The following is a 16,937-nucleotide window of genomic DNA, read 5'->3' as shown; positions in this document are numbered from 1 at the left end:
GTTTTGCATGAATATCGCTCATGTTGGTACGGGCGTCATACTGTAGAATCGCGGCGTTTTTTTCACGATCGGGATCATGGGCATGTCGTACCGCGTCATCAGCATTTTCATGCTGTTCTTAAGCTGCGGCGCCGTTGCGCAAGAGCCCGCGATCTCTTATACCCGAGATATTCAGCCAATCTTCACCGAGAAATGCGTGGCCTGCCATGCCTGCTACGACTCTGCCTGCCAGCTCAATCTGGGCAGCGGCGAAGGTGCAGGGCGGGGCGCGAGCAAGATGCCGGTCTACGATGGCGAGCGTACTCAAGCCGCGCCGACCACTCGATTGTTCTACGACGCCTTCGGCAAACGTGCCTGGCAGCAGAAAGGCTTTTATTCGGTACTTGATGCCCAAGGCAGTCAGGCCGCATTGATGGCGCGGATGCTGGAACTGGGTCACAAAACCCCGCTGACGCCCAACGCCAAACTGCCGGAAGACATCGTCCTCGGCCTGCAACGGGAAAACATGTGTGCGATGCCCGCCGAGTTTGAAGGCTATGCCGGCGCCCACCCGAAAGAAGGCATGCCGCTGGCGGTGACCGGCCTGACCGATCAGCAATACCAGACCCTGCAACGCTGGCTGGCATCCGGTGCGCCGATCGACGAGCAAGGTCTGGCGCCGAGCGCCAAAGAAGCGCTGCAAATCGTCCAGTGGGAAAACCTGCTCAACCAGCCGGGGGCGCGGGAAAGCCTGGTTGGGCGTTGGTTGTTCGAACACTGGTTCCTCGCGCACCTCTATTTCAAGGACGGTGAGCCTGGGCACTATTTCCAGTGGGTGCGTTCGCGCACGCCGACTGGCCAGCCGATCGACCTGATCGCCACCCGTCGCCCGAATGACGACCCGGGCACTCAGGTTTACTACCGTTTGTGGCCGGTGCAAGGGGTGATCGTGCACAAGACCCACATCACCTATCCGCTGAGCGCGGCGAAGATGGCGCGGGTCAAGAGCCTGTTCTACAGCGGCAACTGGCAGGTCAGTGCGTTGCCGGGTTACGGCCCGCAGAGTCGGGCCAACCCGTTTGCGACCTTTGAGGCGATTCCGGCGCAGGCGCGCTACCAGTTCATGCTCGATAACGCCGAATACTTCGTACGCACCTTCATTCGTGGGCCGGTGTGCCGTGGGCAGATTGCGACGGACGTGATCCGCGACAACTTCTGGGCGCTGTTCCAGGCGCCGGAACACGACCTGTACATCACCGACCCGGTCTACCGCGGTCAGGCCACGCCGCTGCTGGCGATGCCAGGTCAGAACGATGACGTCGGCAGCGTCCTGAGTCTGTGGCACAACTACCGCGACAAACGAAACAAGTACGAAGCGCTGCGTCGCGACAGCTACGCCGATTTACCGGCGCCGAGCTGGTCGACGCTGTGGGCCGGCAACGACAACGCGCTGCTGAGCATTTTCCGTCACTTCGACAGCGCCTCGGTGACCAAAGGCCTGATCGGCGAAGTGCCACAGACGATGTGGCTGTTCGACTATCCGCTGCTGGAGCGCACCTATTACCAGTTGGCGGTCAACTTCGATGTGTTCGGCAACGTTTCCCATCAGGCGCAGACCCGCCTGTATTTCGACCTGATCCGCAACGGCGCCGAACAGAATTTCCTGCGCCTGATGCCGGCCGATTCCCGCGAGGACTACCTCGACGATTGGTATCAGAGCAGCGGCCAGTTCAAGATGTGGCTCGACTACGAAGCCATCGATGACGACAAGCCGACCGCGCTGAAACTCGATCCGAAGGACCCGAAATACGACTTCGCCATGCAGTTGCTGGCGCGTTACGGCGATCTGAATGCGCGGCCCGATCCGATCAATCGCTGTGACGGCGCCTACTGCTCGCGGCCGAATATCGACCCGGCCCTGCAAAATGCCGAGCAGGCGCTGAGTCGCCTGACGTCACGTCCGGCCGCCGGTTTGAAGGTCATCGACCAGTTGCCGGAAGCGACCATGCTGCGCATCGAAACCCGCAGCGGGAAACGCGAGATGTACAGCCTGCTGCGCAATCGCGCGCACAGTAACGTGGCGTTCCTGCTGGGGGAATCGCTGCGCTATCAACCGGGGCTGGACACCTTGACCCTCTATCCGGGCGTGCTCAGCAGCTATCCGAACTTCATCTTCAACATTCCGGCCGAGCAAGTACCGGAGTTTGTCGATGCCATGGAAACCGCCAAGGATGCCGAGCGCTTCGAGAAAATCGTCGAACGCTGGGGGATTCGTCGCAGTCATCCGCAGTTCTGGTTCTATTTCCACGATCTGAGCCAATACCTCCACGAAACCGATCCGGTGGAAGAGGGCGTGCTGGACATGAACCGCTACGAGAATCTTTGATCGTTTAATACAGGCCGACTGTCATAGCTACAGGTAACACACAATTCCCCTGTGGGAGCGAGCCCGCTCGCGAAGACGGAGTGACAGGCACCGAATACATTGAACGTGCCGTCGCTTTCGCGAGCAGGCTCGCTCCCACAGGGTGAAGTGGTGTTTTTGCAATTGTGATCGGGAGCGGCCGATGTTGATTTCAGTGCAGGCCCTGCGGGCGCTTGCCGCGTGGACCGTGGTCTGCCACCACTTCATGCAGATTTTCTTCGATTTCAAGGCGCGCGGCCCGGTCGGGCAGTTCTTCATCGACAAAGGCGCAGTCGGCGTCGATATCTTCTTCGTCATCAGCGGGCTGGTGATCTTCCTGTCTACCGAAGGCAAAGCGTTGCCCCCGGCGCGGTTTCTGCTCTATCGGCTGTTTCGCATTGTCCCGGCGTATTGGCTGTACACGCTGCTGATGGCGTTGCTGGTGGTGTTCGCCCGGCCGATGTTGCCGGATCAGACGGTGGATTGGGCGCATTTCCTCGCGTCGTTGTTATTCATTCCTGCGCAAAACCCCGGCGGCTACGGGATTTATCCGACGCTGAATGTCGGCTGGACGCTCAACTACGAAATGTTCTTTTATGTGTTGTTTGCATGCGCGCTGGTGTTCCGCTGGCAGCTGCGCTTGCTGGTGGTCGCCGCGTTGCTGTTTTCGGCGTGCCAGGCGTTCGGCTGGCTCAATGAGTTCTACCGTTCGGACATCGTTTACGAGTTTTTGCTGGGGATCGGCATTGGCGTGCTGTATCGCCGGGGCTGGATCGGCGCGGGGCTGTGGCTGCCGCTGGTGGCGATTGGCGCTGCGTCGTGGGCGGTCTATCACCTGGCGCCGGCGCCAAGGTTGTTGAATTGGGGCGTGCCGAGCGCGGTGCTGGTGATGTCCTGTATCGCACTGGAACGCTACGTCGAGCGCAGCCGGGTGATGAAATGGCTCGGTGACTGTTCCTATTCGGTGTACCTGATGCACGTACTGGTGCTGTCGGCGGGTGGTTTTATTGCGCGGCGCTACGGGATCAACCCGTATCTGATGTTCGTTATCTGTGCTCTGGCCATCGGTGTGGGCTCATGGTTGAGTTACGAATGGGTGGAAAAACGCAGCTATCAGTGGCTTAAAGCGCGGATTGATCGCGAACCCGTCGGTCAATCAGCTGCCGAGCTTTCCCGACAAAAATACTAGGACTTTGTGCCGCGCGATGATTGGCGTAAACTGCGCCCAAGCCTGCGAGGAGTTTCCATGACCGCTATTACCATTACCGACGCCGCCCACGATTACCTGGCCGATCTGCTCTCCAAGCAGAACACCCCGGGCATCGGCATCCGCGTCTTCATCACCCAGCCTGGCACCCAGTACGCCGAAACCTGCATTGCCTACTGCAAGCCGGGCGAAGAAAAACCTGAAGATACCGCGCTGGGGCTGAAAAGCTTCACCGCTTACATCGACTCGTTCAGCGAAGCGTTCCTCGACGATGCCGTCGTCGATTACGCCACCGACCGCATGGGCGGCCAGCTGACCATCAAAGCGCCAAACGCCAAAGTACCGATGGTCAACGCCGACAGCCCGGTCAACGAGCGCATCAACTACTACCTGCAAACCGAAATCAACCCGGGGCTGGCCAGCCACGGCGGTCAGGTCAGCCTGATCGATGTGGTTGAGGACGGCATCGCCGTGCTGCAGTTCGGCGGCGGCTGCCAAGGCTGCGGCCAGGCCGACGTGACCCTGAAGGAAGGCATCGAACGCACCTTGCTCGAGCGTATTCCAGAGCTCAAAGGTGTTCGCGACGTGACCGACCACACGCAGAAAGAAAACGCCTACTACTGAGTAAGGTGTTCACTGCGAACATGAAAAACGGCGCCCCGTGAGCGCCGTTTTTTTATGCACTTGATTAATGAGTGCCTGCTTATTGTGTGGCGAGGGGATTTATCCCCGATGGGTTGCGGAGCAGCCCCCGAAAAGGAACTGCTGCGCAGTTCATCGGGGATAAATCCCCTCGCCACAGGTTGGCACCCAATCCCATATGATTCAGGGCCTGTAGAGGTGCGCATGCCCCGCGCGATAAAGCGACGACTCGCCAAACACCTCACTCCCCAACACCCGTCCAACCAGAATCAACGCCGTACGCCGAAACCCCTTGGCCTCCACCTTCGCGGCAATATCCTCCAGCGTCCCCACCACCCAATCCTGATCCGGCCAAGTCGCCCGGTGAATCACCGCAATCGGGCAATCCGCGCCGTAATGTGGCAGCAGTTCGCCAATGATCTTCTGCAGATGATTGACCCCCAAGTGAATCGCCATGGTCGCGCCATGCTGCGCCAGACTGCTCAGTTCCTCACCCGCCGGCATCGCAGTCTTATCGGCGTAACGAGTCAGAATCACGCTCTGCGAAACGTCCGGCAGCGTCAGTTCCGCGCCTAGCAAAGCTGCGCAAGCAGCCGTAGCCGTCACGCCGGGAATGATCTCGAACGGAATCTGCAACTCGCGCAAATAACGAATCTGCTCGCCAATCGCGCCATACAGGCTTGGATCACCCGAATGCACCCGCGCCACATCCTGGCCCTTGGCATGGGCGGATTTGATCAATTCAATGATCTGCTCCAGATGCAATTCGGCGCTGTTGACCACGGTTTCGGCCTGATGCCCCTCCAGCACGGCGGCCGGAACCAGCGAACCTGCGTAGATGATCACCGGGCAACTGCGGATCAGCCGCTGGCCTTTGACAGTGATCAATTCCGGGTCGCCGGGGCCGGCGCCGATGAAGTAGACGGTCATGAAGAAATCCTGTGAAAAACGGGGCAGGGCAACGCTTCAGATGAAGATTGCTCATGATCAAACAGGGGGATTATCGGGATTTTACGCAGCGCCGGCCAATGCCAGTGTCGCCTGAGCGTATTTCTGCCGGGAAATCAGCAGTTTTGCCGGAGCCTGGATCAACTGCTCGGCGAGGGCCAGCGCGGCACTTTCCGCGACGCCATAGCAACCGGTGCGCTCGTAGGCGATCTGTGAATGATGGCTTAGCCGCTGCTGGTAACTGGCCAATTCGTCGCTACTGAAATACAACAGCGGCAAGGCCAGTTGCGTGGCCAGCTCCTGCAAACCGGGCTCATCGCGCTTCAAATCGATGCTGGCCAACGCCTTGACCGCTTCGAGTTCGATGCGATGCGCCTGTAATGCCTGATCGAGTAACGCGCGCAGCGTACTGGCCGGGCAGCCGCGCTGGCAGCCCAGGCCGACCACGAAGGTCGGCGCTGCGCGGTCATCGGTCATGCGTGGTATTGACCAGCGCTTTTGCGGCGGAACAACCAGGCGCTGATCAGGCCCAGGGCCAGCCAGAACGCCACGTTGGTCAACTGCGAAGCGATTTTGAACTGGGCTTCCAGTGCTTCCGGGGCGAGCATCGAGTGCACTTCCGGTTGCGGTGCGCCAATCACGTGCGGTACGGCCAGGATCGCCACGCCCAGCAGTTTCATCAGCCAGTGACGGCTGAACACGATCAGGGCCAGGCCGACAGCGGTGGAGGCGGCGGTGCCGATCCACCACGTTTGCCGCGAAGCCAGATCGGCCGCAGCGGTGCCTGGCAGTTCAGGCGGCAGGCCCAGAGTCGGCGCGAGGACGAAGGTCGCGTAACCGGCGAGGCCCCAGAGCAGGCCCTGCGAGGTTTTGGTCGGTGCGCGCAGGGTGTATAGACCCGCGAGCATCAGGGCGAAACCGACCGCCACCACCAGATTGCCGCCGGTGGTCGAGACCACACGCTGCCAGCCGTTTTCCGGCTCCCAGGCTTCGGCGTCGTGAGTGTGTGCGGCTGTGCCGGCGGCGTGTTCGTGAACGGCCACCGGTTCGGATTTCTCGAAGGTTTCGGCCTGCAGAATCAGTGGCGAGACCCAGAAGCTTTGCAGCAGGGTCAGCAGCAGGGCGGCCAGCAGACCGGTGAAGCCTGCGGTTTGCGCAATACGCTTGATCATGTCGACAGGTCTCAGTGGCACGGGAACGCGGCGCTGTGGCGGGTATCGTGAGCGGCGTTGTGCACCGCTTCGATGTGCGAGAAGCCGGCGAAGTACACGAGGCTGGCACCCAGGATCGACGCGAAAATGGCGGCGGTCAGGCGTTGGCTCAACGTGGCGGTGCTGGAGATTTTGTCGGTGTTGCTGCCGGTGCTGCTGATGATTGACATGGCGCTTCCCTCTGGAGTGTCAGCGGGTCGATAGAGCGCATGAAAACCCCTGCGAGTCGGGCACGCAGAGGTTCGAACAGCGCCCGCCCACCGCGGGTTTGTTATGTTCAGCGACGCAAAATGCGCACTGTGTGTTGCGGGCCGGTCTCCGGGCTCACGAGGGGTTGGCGTCAGGCCGACCTGCAAGCATCACCTTCCCATGCCGTACGGCACAGTGGATTCGACGCTTCGCTCGCTTACCGTTGCGGGGGCAGCACCGGACTGACATGGCTTTGAGTAAAGCACATGATTCACCGGTTTCCCGTTTCACCCTGTGAAGGGCACCCGTAACAAGTTGTGTAGGAGAGCATGGGTTGGGGATTTGAGTCAATTGAGTGGGGTGGGTATATCCGTTGCTGCGGTAACGGCCACTTAGGGTTCCGCCCTTACGGCGGGTCACTTTTGGCAAACGCCCCAAAAGTAACCAAAAGGTCTGTGCCCTGACGTTCGGCCCTCGCTTAGGCTCGGGTTCCTTCGCTCCGGGATTCATCCGGGGGGCAGCGCCTACGGTTTGCTTCGCTGCACCTCCTCTCGCTGTGTTTGGCTGCGCCAAACGGTCGCTGCGCTCCCACCCCCGGATAAACCCCTCCACTCAGCCTGCCGACGGGCCCTCAGATCAAAAGCTTTACTCGAGCTAACGCTCATTGTGTTGAGTGGGGCGGCTGCGCCGCATGCGGGGCACGCTCTCTGAACTGTAGGAGCCAGCCTGCTGGCGATGGCGGCCTGACAGCCGACCAATTTCTTGCGGATGCACCCGGCCCAACTGTGGGAGCGGGCTTGCTCGCGAAGGCGGCCTGTCAGCCGATCAATTTCTTAATGAATGTACCCAGTCCCATGTAGGAACTGCCGAAGGCTGTGATCTTTTGATCTGCTTTGGCTTTGGCTTTGGCTTTTGATGTGGCTGTTGATCTTCAGCCCCTTCGGCAGGCCGAGCGAAGGTGTCCATCCGGGGGGTAGGCGCGCAGCGCCATGCGGCGAAGCCGCATACATCGAGAGGAGGTGCAGCGAAGCAAACCGGAGGCGATGCCCCCGGATGGACACCGTAGCGAGGGAACACTGAGCCTCAGCGAAGTGCCGTACGCCGGGGCAAAGCCTTTTGGGTTACCTTTTCGGCGTCTGGAAAAGGTGACTCGCTGTAAGAGCGAAACCGCCAGCGGCAACACCCGAAGGAACGGATATGCCCCCAAACCCAAAACCCCAAACCCGGCGTTTGGAAAAAGTGACCGCCGTCAGGGCGAAACTCTAAGAGGCCGTCACCGCAGCAACGGATATGCCCCCAATCCTAAAATCCACCAACCATTGACCGGTCACCACCCGATGCGTAGCCTTGCGCTTTCGAGGTTCTTCGGCCCACGCCGAAGCTAAGAAGGGAACGCGGTCAAAGCCGCGGCTGCCCCCGCAACTGTGAACGGTGAAGTTCGTTGCCACGCCACTGCCAGCTCAATCCACAGAGCCCGCGGGAAGGCGCAGCGAATGCCGGGCCCAAGGCCTGAACACCGTCAGCCAGGAGACCTGCCTCGTGACAGATTTCTCACTACAACCGGGCGGGGTGATCCGGTGGCGAATTCTTCCGCGCGCACGTTCGCAGCGGATCTCGTCCCGTATGCCCGCCACCTTGCCAAAGGGCATCCGATGAAAACACTGGCCAAACTCCCCGTCACCATCGTCACCGGTTTTCTCGGCTCGGGCAAAACCACCTTGCTGCGGCACATGCTCGACAACGCTCAGGGCCGTCGCATCGCCGTGATCGTCAACGAGTTCGGCGAACTGGGCATCGACGGTGAAATCCTCAAGCAATGCACCATCGGCTGCACCGAAGAAGAAGCCACCGGCCGCGTCTACGAACTGGCCAACGGCTGCCTGTGCTGCACGGTGCAGGAAGAGTTTTTCCCGGTGATGCGCGAACTGGTTGCGCGTCGCGGCGACCTCGACCACATCCTGATCGAGACGTCCGGTCTGGCCCTGCCAAAACCACTGGTGCAGGCCTTCCAGTGGCCGGAAATCCGCAGTGCCTGCACCGTGGATGCGGTGATCACCGTGGTCGACAGCCCGGCCGTGGCCGCTGGCACTTTCGCCGCGTTCCCGGATCAGGTCGATGCCCAGCGCAAACTCGATCCGAACCTCGATCACGAATCGCCACTTCATGAGCTGTTCGCCGACCAACTGGCCAGCGCCGATCTGGTGATCCTGAACAAGGCCGACCAGACCAGCGCGGAAGATCTGGCTCGCGTTCGCGCTGAAGTCGCCGAAGAACTGCCGCCCGCAGTAAAAATCATCGAAGCCAGCAACGGTCGCCTGCCGCTGGACGTGCTGATCGGCCTCGGCGCCGGCTCTGAAGAGCACATCGACAGCCGCCACAGCCATCACGACCACCACCACGACGGTGATGACGATCACGATGACCACGATCACGACGCCTTCGATTCGATCTCGATCGAACTGCCGCAAGCCGACGAAAGCCTGCTGCTCGACGCGCTGACGCAACTGGTGGTCAAGCACGGCATCCTGCGCGTGAAGGGCTTCGCGGCGATTCCGAACAAGCCGATGCGCCTGTTGATTCAAGGCGTAGGCACGCGTTTCGACAAGCACTTCGACCGCCAGTGGGGCGCTGACGAAGCGCGCGTCACCCGTCTGGTGCTGATCGGTCAGGAACTCGACGCTGCGCAACTCGAAGCGCAACTGCGCGCCGCGCTCAGCGTTTAAGCCATGCACCTGCTCAGGACCCAGCCCGGCGGTTTCGTGTCGGATGACAACATTGCCGACGTTGGACAAACCCCCGCCGAGCTGGTGATCCTGTGCAGCGGCGATTCCAGTCTGGCGCTGCTCGCCGAAGCGGCGCAGCAACTGCCTGAGGATTACCCGAGCCTGCGCCTGGCCAATCCGATGCAGGTGCAGAATCACGCCTCGGTCGATCTGTATGTCGATGAGGTGTTGCGTCACGCCAAGGTCATCCTGATTTCGCTGCACGGCGGCATCGCCTATTGGCGTTACGGTGTCGAGCGTCTGGTGGAGTTGTCCGAGCGCGGCGTGCAGGTGATTCTGGTGCCCGGTGATGATCGTCCCGACCCGGAACTCAGCGATCTGAGCACCGTGCCCGCCGAAGATCGCGACCGCCTCTGGCAGTTCCTGCGCCAGGGCGGCATGGGCAATGCGCTGGATTTCTTTCGTTGTCTGGCCAACCGCTGGCTGGCGCGGGATTACGCCTGGGGCGAGCCGCAAGCGCTGCCGCGTACGGCGATTTACCACCCACAGAAAAACACCGCCGCACTGAGCGACTGGCAAGCCGATTGGCAGCCGGGTCGCCCGGTGACGGCGGTGTTGTTTTATCGCTCGCATTTGCAAGCGGCCAACACCGCGTTCATCGATGTGTTCTGCCAGCGCTTGCAGGCGGCGGGGCTTAATCCGTTGCCGATTGCCGTCGCCAGCCTGAAAGAGCCAGGCTGCCTGTCGGTGGTCGAGGACTGGCTGGATGAGGTCGAGGCGGCGGTGATTCTCAACACCACCGGCTTCGCGCAATCCAGCCCGGAAGCCCCGCATCTGCGGCCGTTCCGGCGCAATATTCCGGTGATTCAGGCGATCTGCGCTCAGGACAACGAACCGGGCTGGCGCGACAGCGAGCAGGGCCTCGGGCCACGGGATCTGGCGATGCACATCGCCTTGCCGGAACTTGATGGACGCATCATCAGCCGGCCGATCAGCTTCAAGGATCTGGCCTGGCGCAGTGAGCGCAGTCAGTCCGACGTGGTCTGCTACCGGGCGCAAGCCGAGCGCATGGATTTTGTCGCCGAACTGGCCCGGCGCTGGAGCGATCTGGCGCGGCTGCCGAACGCGGAAAAACGCATCGCGCTGATCCTCGCCAACTACCCGACCCGCGATGGTCGGATCGGCAATGGCGTCGGTCTGGACACGCCGGCGGCGGCATTGAATATCCTGCGCGCGTTGCAGGCGGAAGGCTTCCCGTTGACGGCTGAGTTGCCGGACAGCGGCACCGCGTTGATCCAGCAATTGCTCGGCGGCGTCAGCAACGATCTCGACAGCATCGACCTGCGTCCGTGCCAGCAAAGCCTGGCGATGGACGCCTATCTGGCGATGTTCAACGCGCTGCCGGAAGCCAATCGCGCGGCAGTGCTCGAACGCTGGGGCGCGCCGCAAAACGATCCGATGTGCCGTGACGGACGGATGATGATCGCCGGTCTGCGTTTTGGCCTGACCTTCGTCGGCATTCAACCGGCGCGCGGTTATCAGGTCGATCCGAGCGCGGTGTATCACGACCCGGATCTGGTGCCGCCCCACGGCTATCTGGCGTTCTATTTCTGGCTGCGCAACACCTACGGTGCCCACGCGGTGATTCACGTCGGCAAGCACGGCAACCTCGAATGGCTGCCGGGCAAGGGCGTGGGGCTTTCGGAGAACTGCTGGCCGGACGCGCTGCTCGGGCCGCTGCCGAACATCTATCCGTTTATCGTCAATGACCCGGGCGAGGGTGCCCAGGCCAAACGGCGCACGCAAGCGGTGATCATCGACCACCTGATGCCGCCGCTGACCCGTGCCGAAACCTACGGCCCGTTGCGCAATCTGGAGCTGCTGGCCGACGAATATTACGAGGCGCAACTGCTCGATCCGCGTCGCGCCCGCGAGCTGCAGCGCGACATTCTGCAACTGGTGCGCGAAACGCAGATCGACCGCGAACTGCAACTCGACGCCGGTCTGGACAGCGACGCCGACGCAGCGATCTGGCTGCCGCGTCTGGACACCTATTTATGTGACCTGAAGGAATCGCAGATTCGCGATGGCCTGCACATTTTCGGCGAGTCGCCGACCGGACGTTTGCGCATCGACACGCTACTGGCCTTGCTGCGCATTCCGCGTGGCGACGGCAAGGGCGCGCAGTCGAGTTTGCTGCGGGCGTTGGCCAAGGCGTTTGAATTGGGCTTTGATCCGCTGGATTGTGCGCTCGCTGATCCCTGGAACGGCCCACGTCCGATAGAGCTGCAAAACGTCAGCGACGAAGTCTGGCGCAGCGCCGGCGACACCCGCGAACGCCTCGAACTGTTCGCCACCCAACTGATCTCCGAAACACTACAAATCCCCTGTGGGAGCGAGCTTGCTCGCGAAAGCGGTGGGTCAGGTATATCAATGACGACTGACACGACGCTTTCGCGAGCAAGCTCGCTCCCACAAAGGGCGTGTTGGGCTGAAGTGAGGGCAATCATTGATAACCTGCGCGAAATCGTCGCCCCACGCCTCGACGCCTGCGGCCCCGCCGAAATGCGTGGTCTGCTCGACGCCCTCGGCGGTCGCTTCGTCCCCGCCGGCCCAAGCGGCGCACCCAGCCGTGGCCGTCTCGACGTGTTGCCCACCGGGCGCAACTTCTACTCGGTGGACGTGCGCAACCTGCCGACCACCACCGCGTGGCGCATCGGTTTCCAGTCCGCCACGTTGATTCTTGAGCGCCACTTGCAGGATCACGGTGATCACCTGCGTCAGCTCGGCCTGTCAGTGTGGGGCACCGCGACCATGCGCACTGGCGGTGACGACATCGCTCAGGCCATGGCGCTAATGGGCGTGCGTCCGGTGTGGGCCACCGGCAGTCAGCGCGTCGATGACTTCGAGATTCTGCCGCTGAGCCTGCTCGACCGGCCACGGGTCGATGTCACGCTGCGGGTCTCGGGCTTCTTCCGCGATGCCTTTGCCAACCTGATTCGCCTGTTCGACGCGGCCGTGCAAGCGGTGGCGGCGCTGGACGAACCGGATGACCTCAATCCGCTGGCGGCGAAAGTGCGCGCTGAGCGTGAAGCGCTGCTGCAATCCGGGCTGGATGCCGATGCGGCGCGGCGCCAGGCCGGCTGGCGGATCTTCGGCGCCAAGCCCGGGGCTTACGGCGCCGGTGTGCAAGGCGCGATCGACGGGCGCCTGTGGCAGACCCGCGAGGATCTGGCCGAGGTCTACCTGAACTGGGGCGCCTACGCTTACGGCGGTTCTGACGAAGGCACCGCCGCCCGCGAGCAGTTCGTCCAGCGTCTGAGCCAGGTGCAGGCGGTGCTACAGAACCAGGACAATCGCGAGCATGACCTGCTCGACTCCAACGACTATTACCAGTTTCAGGGCGGCATGCTCGCGGCGGTGGAAACCCTGCGCGGGGAAGCAGCTGCCAGTTATCACGGCGATCACAGCCAGCCGGATCTGCCGAAAATCCGCACCCTGAAAGAAGAACTGAACCGGGTGATCCGCTCGCGGGCGGCCAATCCAAAATGGATCGACGGGGTCAAACGCCACGGTTATAAAGGCGCGTTCGAGCTGGCGGCGACGGTCGATAACCTGTTCGCCTTTGATGCCACCACGCAGCTGATTGACGATCATCAGTACGCGTTGCTGGCCGACGCTTATTTGCTCGATCCGGCGACCCGGGATTTTGTTCGCGAACACAATCCGCATGCGCTGCGCGACATGACCGAGCGCATGCTGGAAGCGCAGCAGCGCGGGATGTGGCAGGAACCGGGCGCGTATAAAGACGCGTTGGAAAACCTGCTGCTGGATATAGAAGAAGACACCTGACACACCACCTCACTCTGTGGGAGCGAGCCTGCTCGCGAAGGCGTCGTGTCAGACAGTATTTTTGTAGCTGGCACACCGCTTTCGCGAGCAGGCTCGCTCCCACAGGGATCAACGTGGCTCCCAACGATTTTCGAAAGATCACCGACCATGACCGAGTATTGAAGATGACCGACACCCCGCATTTCCCGCTCTCCGCCGTGGTCGGCGCCGATGACCTGAAACTCGCGCTGTGCCTCACCGCCATCGACCCGAAAATCGGTGGCGTGCTGATCGAAGGCCCGCGCGGCATGGCCAAATCGACCCTGGCCCGTGGCCTCGCCGATCTGTTGGCGAGCGGGCAGTTCGTCACGCTGCCGCTGGGCGCCACCGAAGAGCGTCTGGTCGGCACCCTCGATCTCGACGCGGCGCTGAGCGCAGGCCGTGCGCAGTTTTCTCCCGGAGTATTGGCCAAGGCTGACGGCGGTGTGCTCTACGTCGATGAAGTGAACCTGCTGCCCGATCATCTGGTGGATCTGCTGCTTGATGTGGCGGCCAGCGGCACCAACCTGATCGAACGTGACGGCATCTCCCATCGGCATTCGGCGCGGTTCGTCTTGATCGGCACGATGAACCCGGAAGAGGGCGAATTGCGGCCACAGCTGCTTGACCGTTTCGGCCTGAACGTCGCCCTCAGCGGCCACACCGCGCCGACCGAACGCGGGCAGATTATCCGCCGCCGACTGGATTTCGACAGCGATCCACAGGCGTTCTGCGCGCAGTGGGAAGCACAGCAGCAAGCGCTGCGCGAACGCTGCGAACAGGCGCGCATCGCCTTGGCGAGCATTCCGCTGGACGACGATGCGTTGGCGAGCATCACCGAGCGTTGCTTTGCGGCCGGCGTCGATGGCTTGCGTGCCGATCTGGTCTGGCTGCGCGCCGCCCGTGCTCACGCGGCGTGGCGCGGCGCTGAAGCGATTGCCGAGCAGGATATCGACGCAGTAGCGGAATTCGCCCTGCGTCATCGCCGTAAAGAGTCCTCTTCTTCCAGTCCGCAGCCACCCGCGCAAACCTCGGCCAATACCCAAATCGACCCGAGCGAGGGGCAGGGGCAGTGGGGCGACATGCCGGCCCCGGCACTGGCCACGGGTGCCCGCCGCGAAGTGCCGAGCTGGCCAAAAAAGTAACCGGCATTCGTCCCCGATCCGACGCGGGGGCGAATGCCAGACCCCGCGCCGGACGCCTCGATCACGGACGCCAGGGCAAGCGTCACGCCGCGCGCAGCGGCCTGGTGAACTGGCCGGGAACGCTGCTCAACGGCCGCCCGCAAACCCGTGAGGACTTGCAGTTCCAGTTGCGCACTCGTTCGCCCCATGAGTTGTGGCTGGTGATTGTCGATGCGTCGGCTTCGACGCGTCGGCATCAGGCATTAAGTGATGCCAAAGGCCTGCTCGCACAATTGTTCGATGACGCTTATCGGCAACGGGCACGACTGGCACTGTTGACCGCCAGCGGTACCACGCCGAAATGGCAGGTTCAGGGTCTGAAGGCGTCGAGTGGCTTGCGCACCTGGCTGGAGGCGTTGGGCGCTGGCGGCGGCACGCCATTGGTGGCGGCCTTGGCGCAGGCGCAGCAGTGGCTGGTGCAGCGGCAAAAGCGTTTTCCGGCCGAGCAGCAGCGCTTGCTGGTGGTCACGGATGGGCGTTTGAAAGCCTTGCCGTCGATGCCGGCGCTGGAGTGTCCGGGATTGTTGATCGACATTGAGCGTGGGCCCATCCGTTTGGCACGGGCGCGGGAATTAGCGGCGGCGCTGAATGCGGATTATCGGCACATTGATGATCTGTGATGCCTGAGCGGGCCTCTTCGCGAGCAAGCCCGCTCCCACAAGGAATGTGAACGCTGCTTGACCTGTGGGAGCGGGCTTGCTCGCGAAGAGGTCACCTCGGTTCAAACGGATTTCATCAAAACTTGCAGCGCTGCTCTATGCTCCACCCCAGCCCAATCACAAGGAGTGAATCATGCGGGTACTGGTCGCCAATCCTCAGGACGATTTTCGCGTCAAAGCCTACGCCGGCACCAACGGCGTGTTGCTCGCCATGGACCTGGCCGAGCCCCGACGCAAAGGCCTGCTCGGCTTCGCCATCGAGAAGCAGCAGGGTGACAAGCCGTGGTTGTTTCTGTTCAACAGCCTGACGTTTCCCGGCAAGGCTCACACTTTCCCCCAGTATCACGCCACACCCAGCGATAAGGCCCCTTTGCAGAAATTCCGCTGGGCCGATTACGCGGTGGAACCGGGGACAACGATGCACTATCGCGTGCATCTGGCCTACGGCACAGCGGATGCACCGCAACTGGGCGAATCGCTGGAGCTGAGCATCACCAGTGACGATGATCATCCGGCCAATCAAAGCGTGATCTTCAACCGCGCCGTGGCCGCCAGTCAGGCCTTCCAGCGCAAGTTTCCCGACCTCGACGCGCAGATCAGCGCCAACAAGAACCTGCCCATCGAAGCCTGGCCCGATGCGGCACGACTGTGGCTGGAGAACGGTCTGCTGGAGCGTTTGCTTGGGTACATCGAGCGCGCTGTCGACGCCAATTGGGCGCTGGATATCGCGATCTACGAGTATCAGTTGCAGGCGATCATCGATGCGGTGAACGCAGCGTTCGCCCGCGGGGTTCTAGTGCGTGTGCTGTACCACGCTCGACCTGATGATTCCGATACCGTCCTGAACGAAGCGAACCTGGCGAAGTTGCCGGCGGCAAACAAGCGCGCCCGCGTCACTCATGAGATCTTCCACGATAAATTTATTGTCCTCAGCCGTGTCGATGGCAGCGGGCAGCGCCAACCGCAGGCGGTGCTGTGCGGCAGTACCAATTTCACTGCCAATGGCGTGTATCGCCAGGCCAACGTGGTGCATACGCTCGACGACGTGACGATTGCCACGCGTTATTTGCAAACCTTCGAAGAAGTCTGGGCCAACCCCACCGATGTCGGCGCGACGCGTACCTGGATTACTCAACATAACCCGATGGACCCAACGCAGCCGCTGTTTGCCGGGTTTTCGCCACGCAGCGGTGGTGGCGATTTGCGTGAGTTCGTCGAGATCATCGAGGCGGCCAAAAAGGACGTGTTGTTCGTTACGGCTTTTACCCTGCCGGACATGATTCTCAACGCGCTGCTCGGCAAACCGCATGACGACATCCTGCGTTACGGTCTGCAAAACACCGCGAGCAGCATCACCGGGTTTCATGCCGACCGCACAGCCGAATTCGCCGCCACGGCATTACTCAATACCGGGCTGGAAGGCTGGCTCAAGGAAAGCATGAAAGGTCAGAAGGGCAACCTGCTGGTACACACCAAAGCCGTGGTCACCGACTTCACCTCCGATGCGCCGACCATCATCAGCGGCAGTCACAACCTCAGTACGTCAGCCAGTAACGGCAATGACGAGAACTTCCTGATCATTCGTGGCGACACCGATCTGGCTGACCGCTATGGCCTGGAGTTGCTGCGTTTCTATGAGCATTACCGTTTTCGCTATTTCGCGAAAAAACTCGAGCTCAAGCAGGTGAGTCCGTTGGCGGTGGATGACAGCTGGACCAACGATTATTACGTGGAAGGGGATTTGCGGCAGTTGTCGCGGTTGCGTTTTGCCGGGCGATGATCTGGCGTGTTTGATGACCCCTTCGCGAGCAAGCCCGCTCCCACATTGGCCCCTCTTTGAACTCAGAACTTGCGTCCGACGAATAACCCCTGTGGGAGCGGGCTTGCTCGCGAAAGGGCCAACAGGAAAAACACATTTCTT

The 16,937-nt window shown here is 61.7% G+C and carries 12 protein-coding genes and 2 riboswitches; of the genes, 8 read left to right on the top strand and 4 right to left on the bottom strand.

The genetic code is table 11. The features are described 5' to 3' along the window. The first annotated feature begins 82 nt into the window (after window positions 1-82). The 3 genes from M0814_RS00830 to nfuA all read left to right on the top strand — a co-directional run bounded on the left by M0814_RS00830 (window position 83) and on the right by nfuA (window position 4,214). On the top strand, window positions 83-2,365 hold the full coding sequence (locus M0814_RS00830; protein WP_103484779.1) for a fatty acid cis/trans isomerase: 2,283 nt from the start codon (window positions 83-85) through the stop codon (window positions 2,363-2,365). A 181-nt stretch (window positions 2,366-2,546) separates the two neighbouring features. Further along, window positions 2,547-3,572, top strand: coding sequence for an acyltransferase (locus M0814_RS00825; protein ID WP_103484758.1), 1,026 nt, complete (start codon window positions 2,547-2,549; stop codon window positions 3,570-3,572). A gap of 57 nt (window positions 3,573-3,629) precedes the next feature. Continuing rightward, entirely contained in the window at window positions 3,630-4,214 is a 585-nt protein-coding gene (gene nfuA, locus M0814_RS00820) for a Fe-S biogenesis protein NfuA (protein WP_003225494.1), read from the top strand. 201 nt (window positions 4,215-4,415) lie between these two features. Here nfuA and cobM read toward each other — a convergent pair whose 3' ends face one another. The 4 genes from cobM to M0814_RS00800 all read right to left on the bottom strand — a co-directional run bounded on the left by cobM (window position 4,416) and on the right by M0814_RS00800 (window position 6,561). After that, window positions 4,416-5,162, bottom strand: a complete 747-nt coding sequence (gene cobM / locus M0814_RS00815; RefSeq protein ID WP_103484757.1) for a precorrin-4 C(11)-methyltransferase — start codon at window positions 5,160-5,162, stop codon at window positions 4,416-4,418. Window positions 5,163-5,243: 81 nt separating this feature from the next. Further along, window positions 5,244-5,657, bottom strand: coding sequence for a cobalamin biosynthesis protein (locus M0814_RS00810; protein ID WP_103484756.1), 414 nt, complete (start codon window positions 5,655-5,657; stop codon window positions 5,244-5,246). Beyond that, the gene (locus tag M0814_RS00805) at window positions 5,654-6,352 is read right to left on the bottom strand and encodes a CbtA family protein (protein WP_003225489.1); all 699 of its coding nucleotides are present in this window, start codon (window positions 6,350-6,352) and stop codon (window positions 5,654-5,656) included. The genes M0814_RS00810 and M0814_RS00805 overlap by 4 nt, the downstream gene beginning before the upstream one ends. Before the next feature lie 11 nt (window positions 6,353-6,363). After that, the gene (locus M0814_RS00800) at window positions 6,364-6,561 is read right to left on the bottom strand and encodes a CbtB domain-containing protein (protein ID WP_003225486.1); all 198 of its coding nucleotides are present in this window, start codon (window positions 6,559-6,561) and stop codon (window positions 6,364-6,366) included. 121 nt (window positions 6,562-6,682) lie between these two features. Continuing rightward, window positions 6,683-6,904, bottom strand: a riboswitch (cobalamin riboswitch). 1,017 nt (window positions 6,905-7,921) lie between these two features. After that, window positions 7,922-8,135: riboswitch (cobalamin riboswitch) on the top strand. A gap of 97 nt (window positions 8,136-8,232) precedes the next feature. Here M0814_RS00800 and cobW point away from each other — a divergent pair. The 5 genes from cobW to M0814_RS00775 all read left to right on the top strand — a co-directional run bounded on the left by cobW (window position 8,233) and on the right by M0814_RS00775 (window position 16,796). Further along, entirely contained in the window at window positions 8,233-9,303 is a 1,071-nt protein-coding gene (gene cobW, locus M0814_RS00795) for a cobalamin biosynthesis protein CobW (protein ID WP_103485159.1), read from the top strand. Window positions 9,304-9,306: 3 nt separating this feature from the next. Continuing rightward, entirely contained in the window at window positions 9,307-13,155 is a 3,849-nt protein-coding gene (gene cobN / locus M0814_RS00790; protein ID WP_103485158.1) for a cobaltochelatase subunit CobN, read from the top strand. 164 nt (window positions 13,156-13,319) lie between these two features. Then, complete coding sequence (locus M0814_RS00785) at window positions 13,320-14,318, top strand: AAA family ATPase (RefSeq protein WP_003225480.1); 999 nt, start codon at window positions 13,320-13,322, stop codon at window positions 14,316-14,318. Beyond that, entirely contained in the window at window positions 14,246-14,977 is a 732-nt protein-coding gene (locus tag M0814_RS00780; protein ID WP_177434751.1) for a VWA domain-containing protein, read from the top strand. The genes M0814_RS00785 and M0814_RS00780 overlap by 73 nt, the downstream gene beginning before the upstream one ends. A 172-nt stretch (window positions 14,978-15,149) precedes the next feature. Continuing rightward, window positions 15,150-16,796, top strand: a complete 1,647-nt coding sequence (locus M0814_RS00775; protein ID WP_103485156.1) for a phospholipase D-like domain-containing protein — start codon at window positions 15,150-15,152, stop codon at window positions 16,794-16,796. The last annotated feature ends 141 nt before the right edge of the window (window positions 16,797-16,937 follow it).

The organism is Pseudomonas sp. MWU12-2020 (genome assembly GCF_023100605.1).
GTDB classification, from domain to species: Bacteria; Pseudomonadota; Gammaproteobacteria; order Pseudomonadales; family Pseudomonadaceae; genus Aquipseudomonas; species Aquipseudomonas fluorescens_H.
The sequence above is the reverse complement of the archived record's forward strand: the minus strand, read 5'-3'. Positions and strand labels throughout refer to the sequence as shown.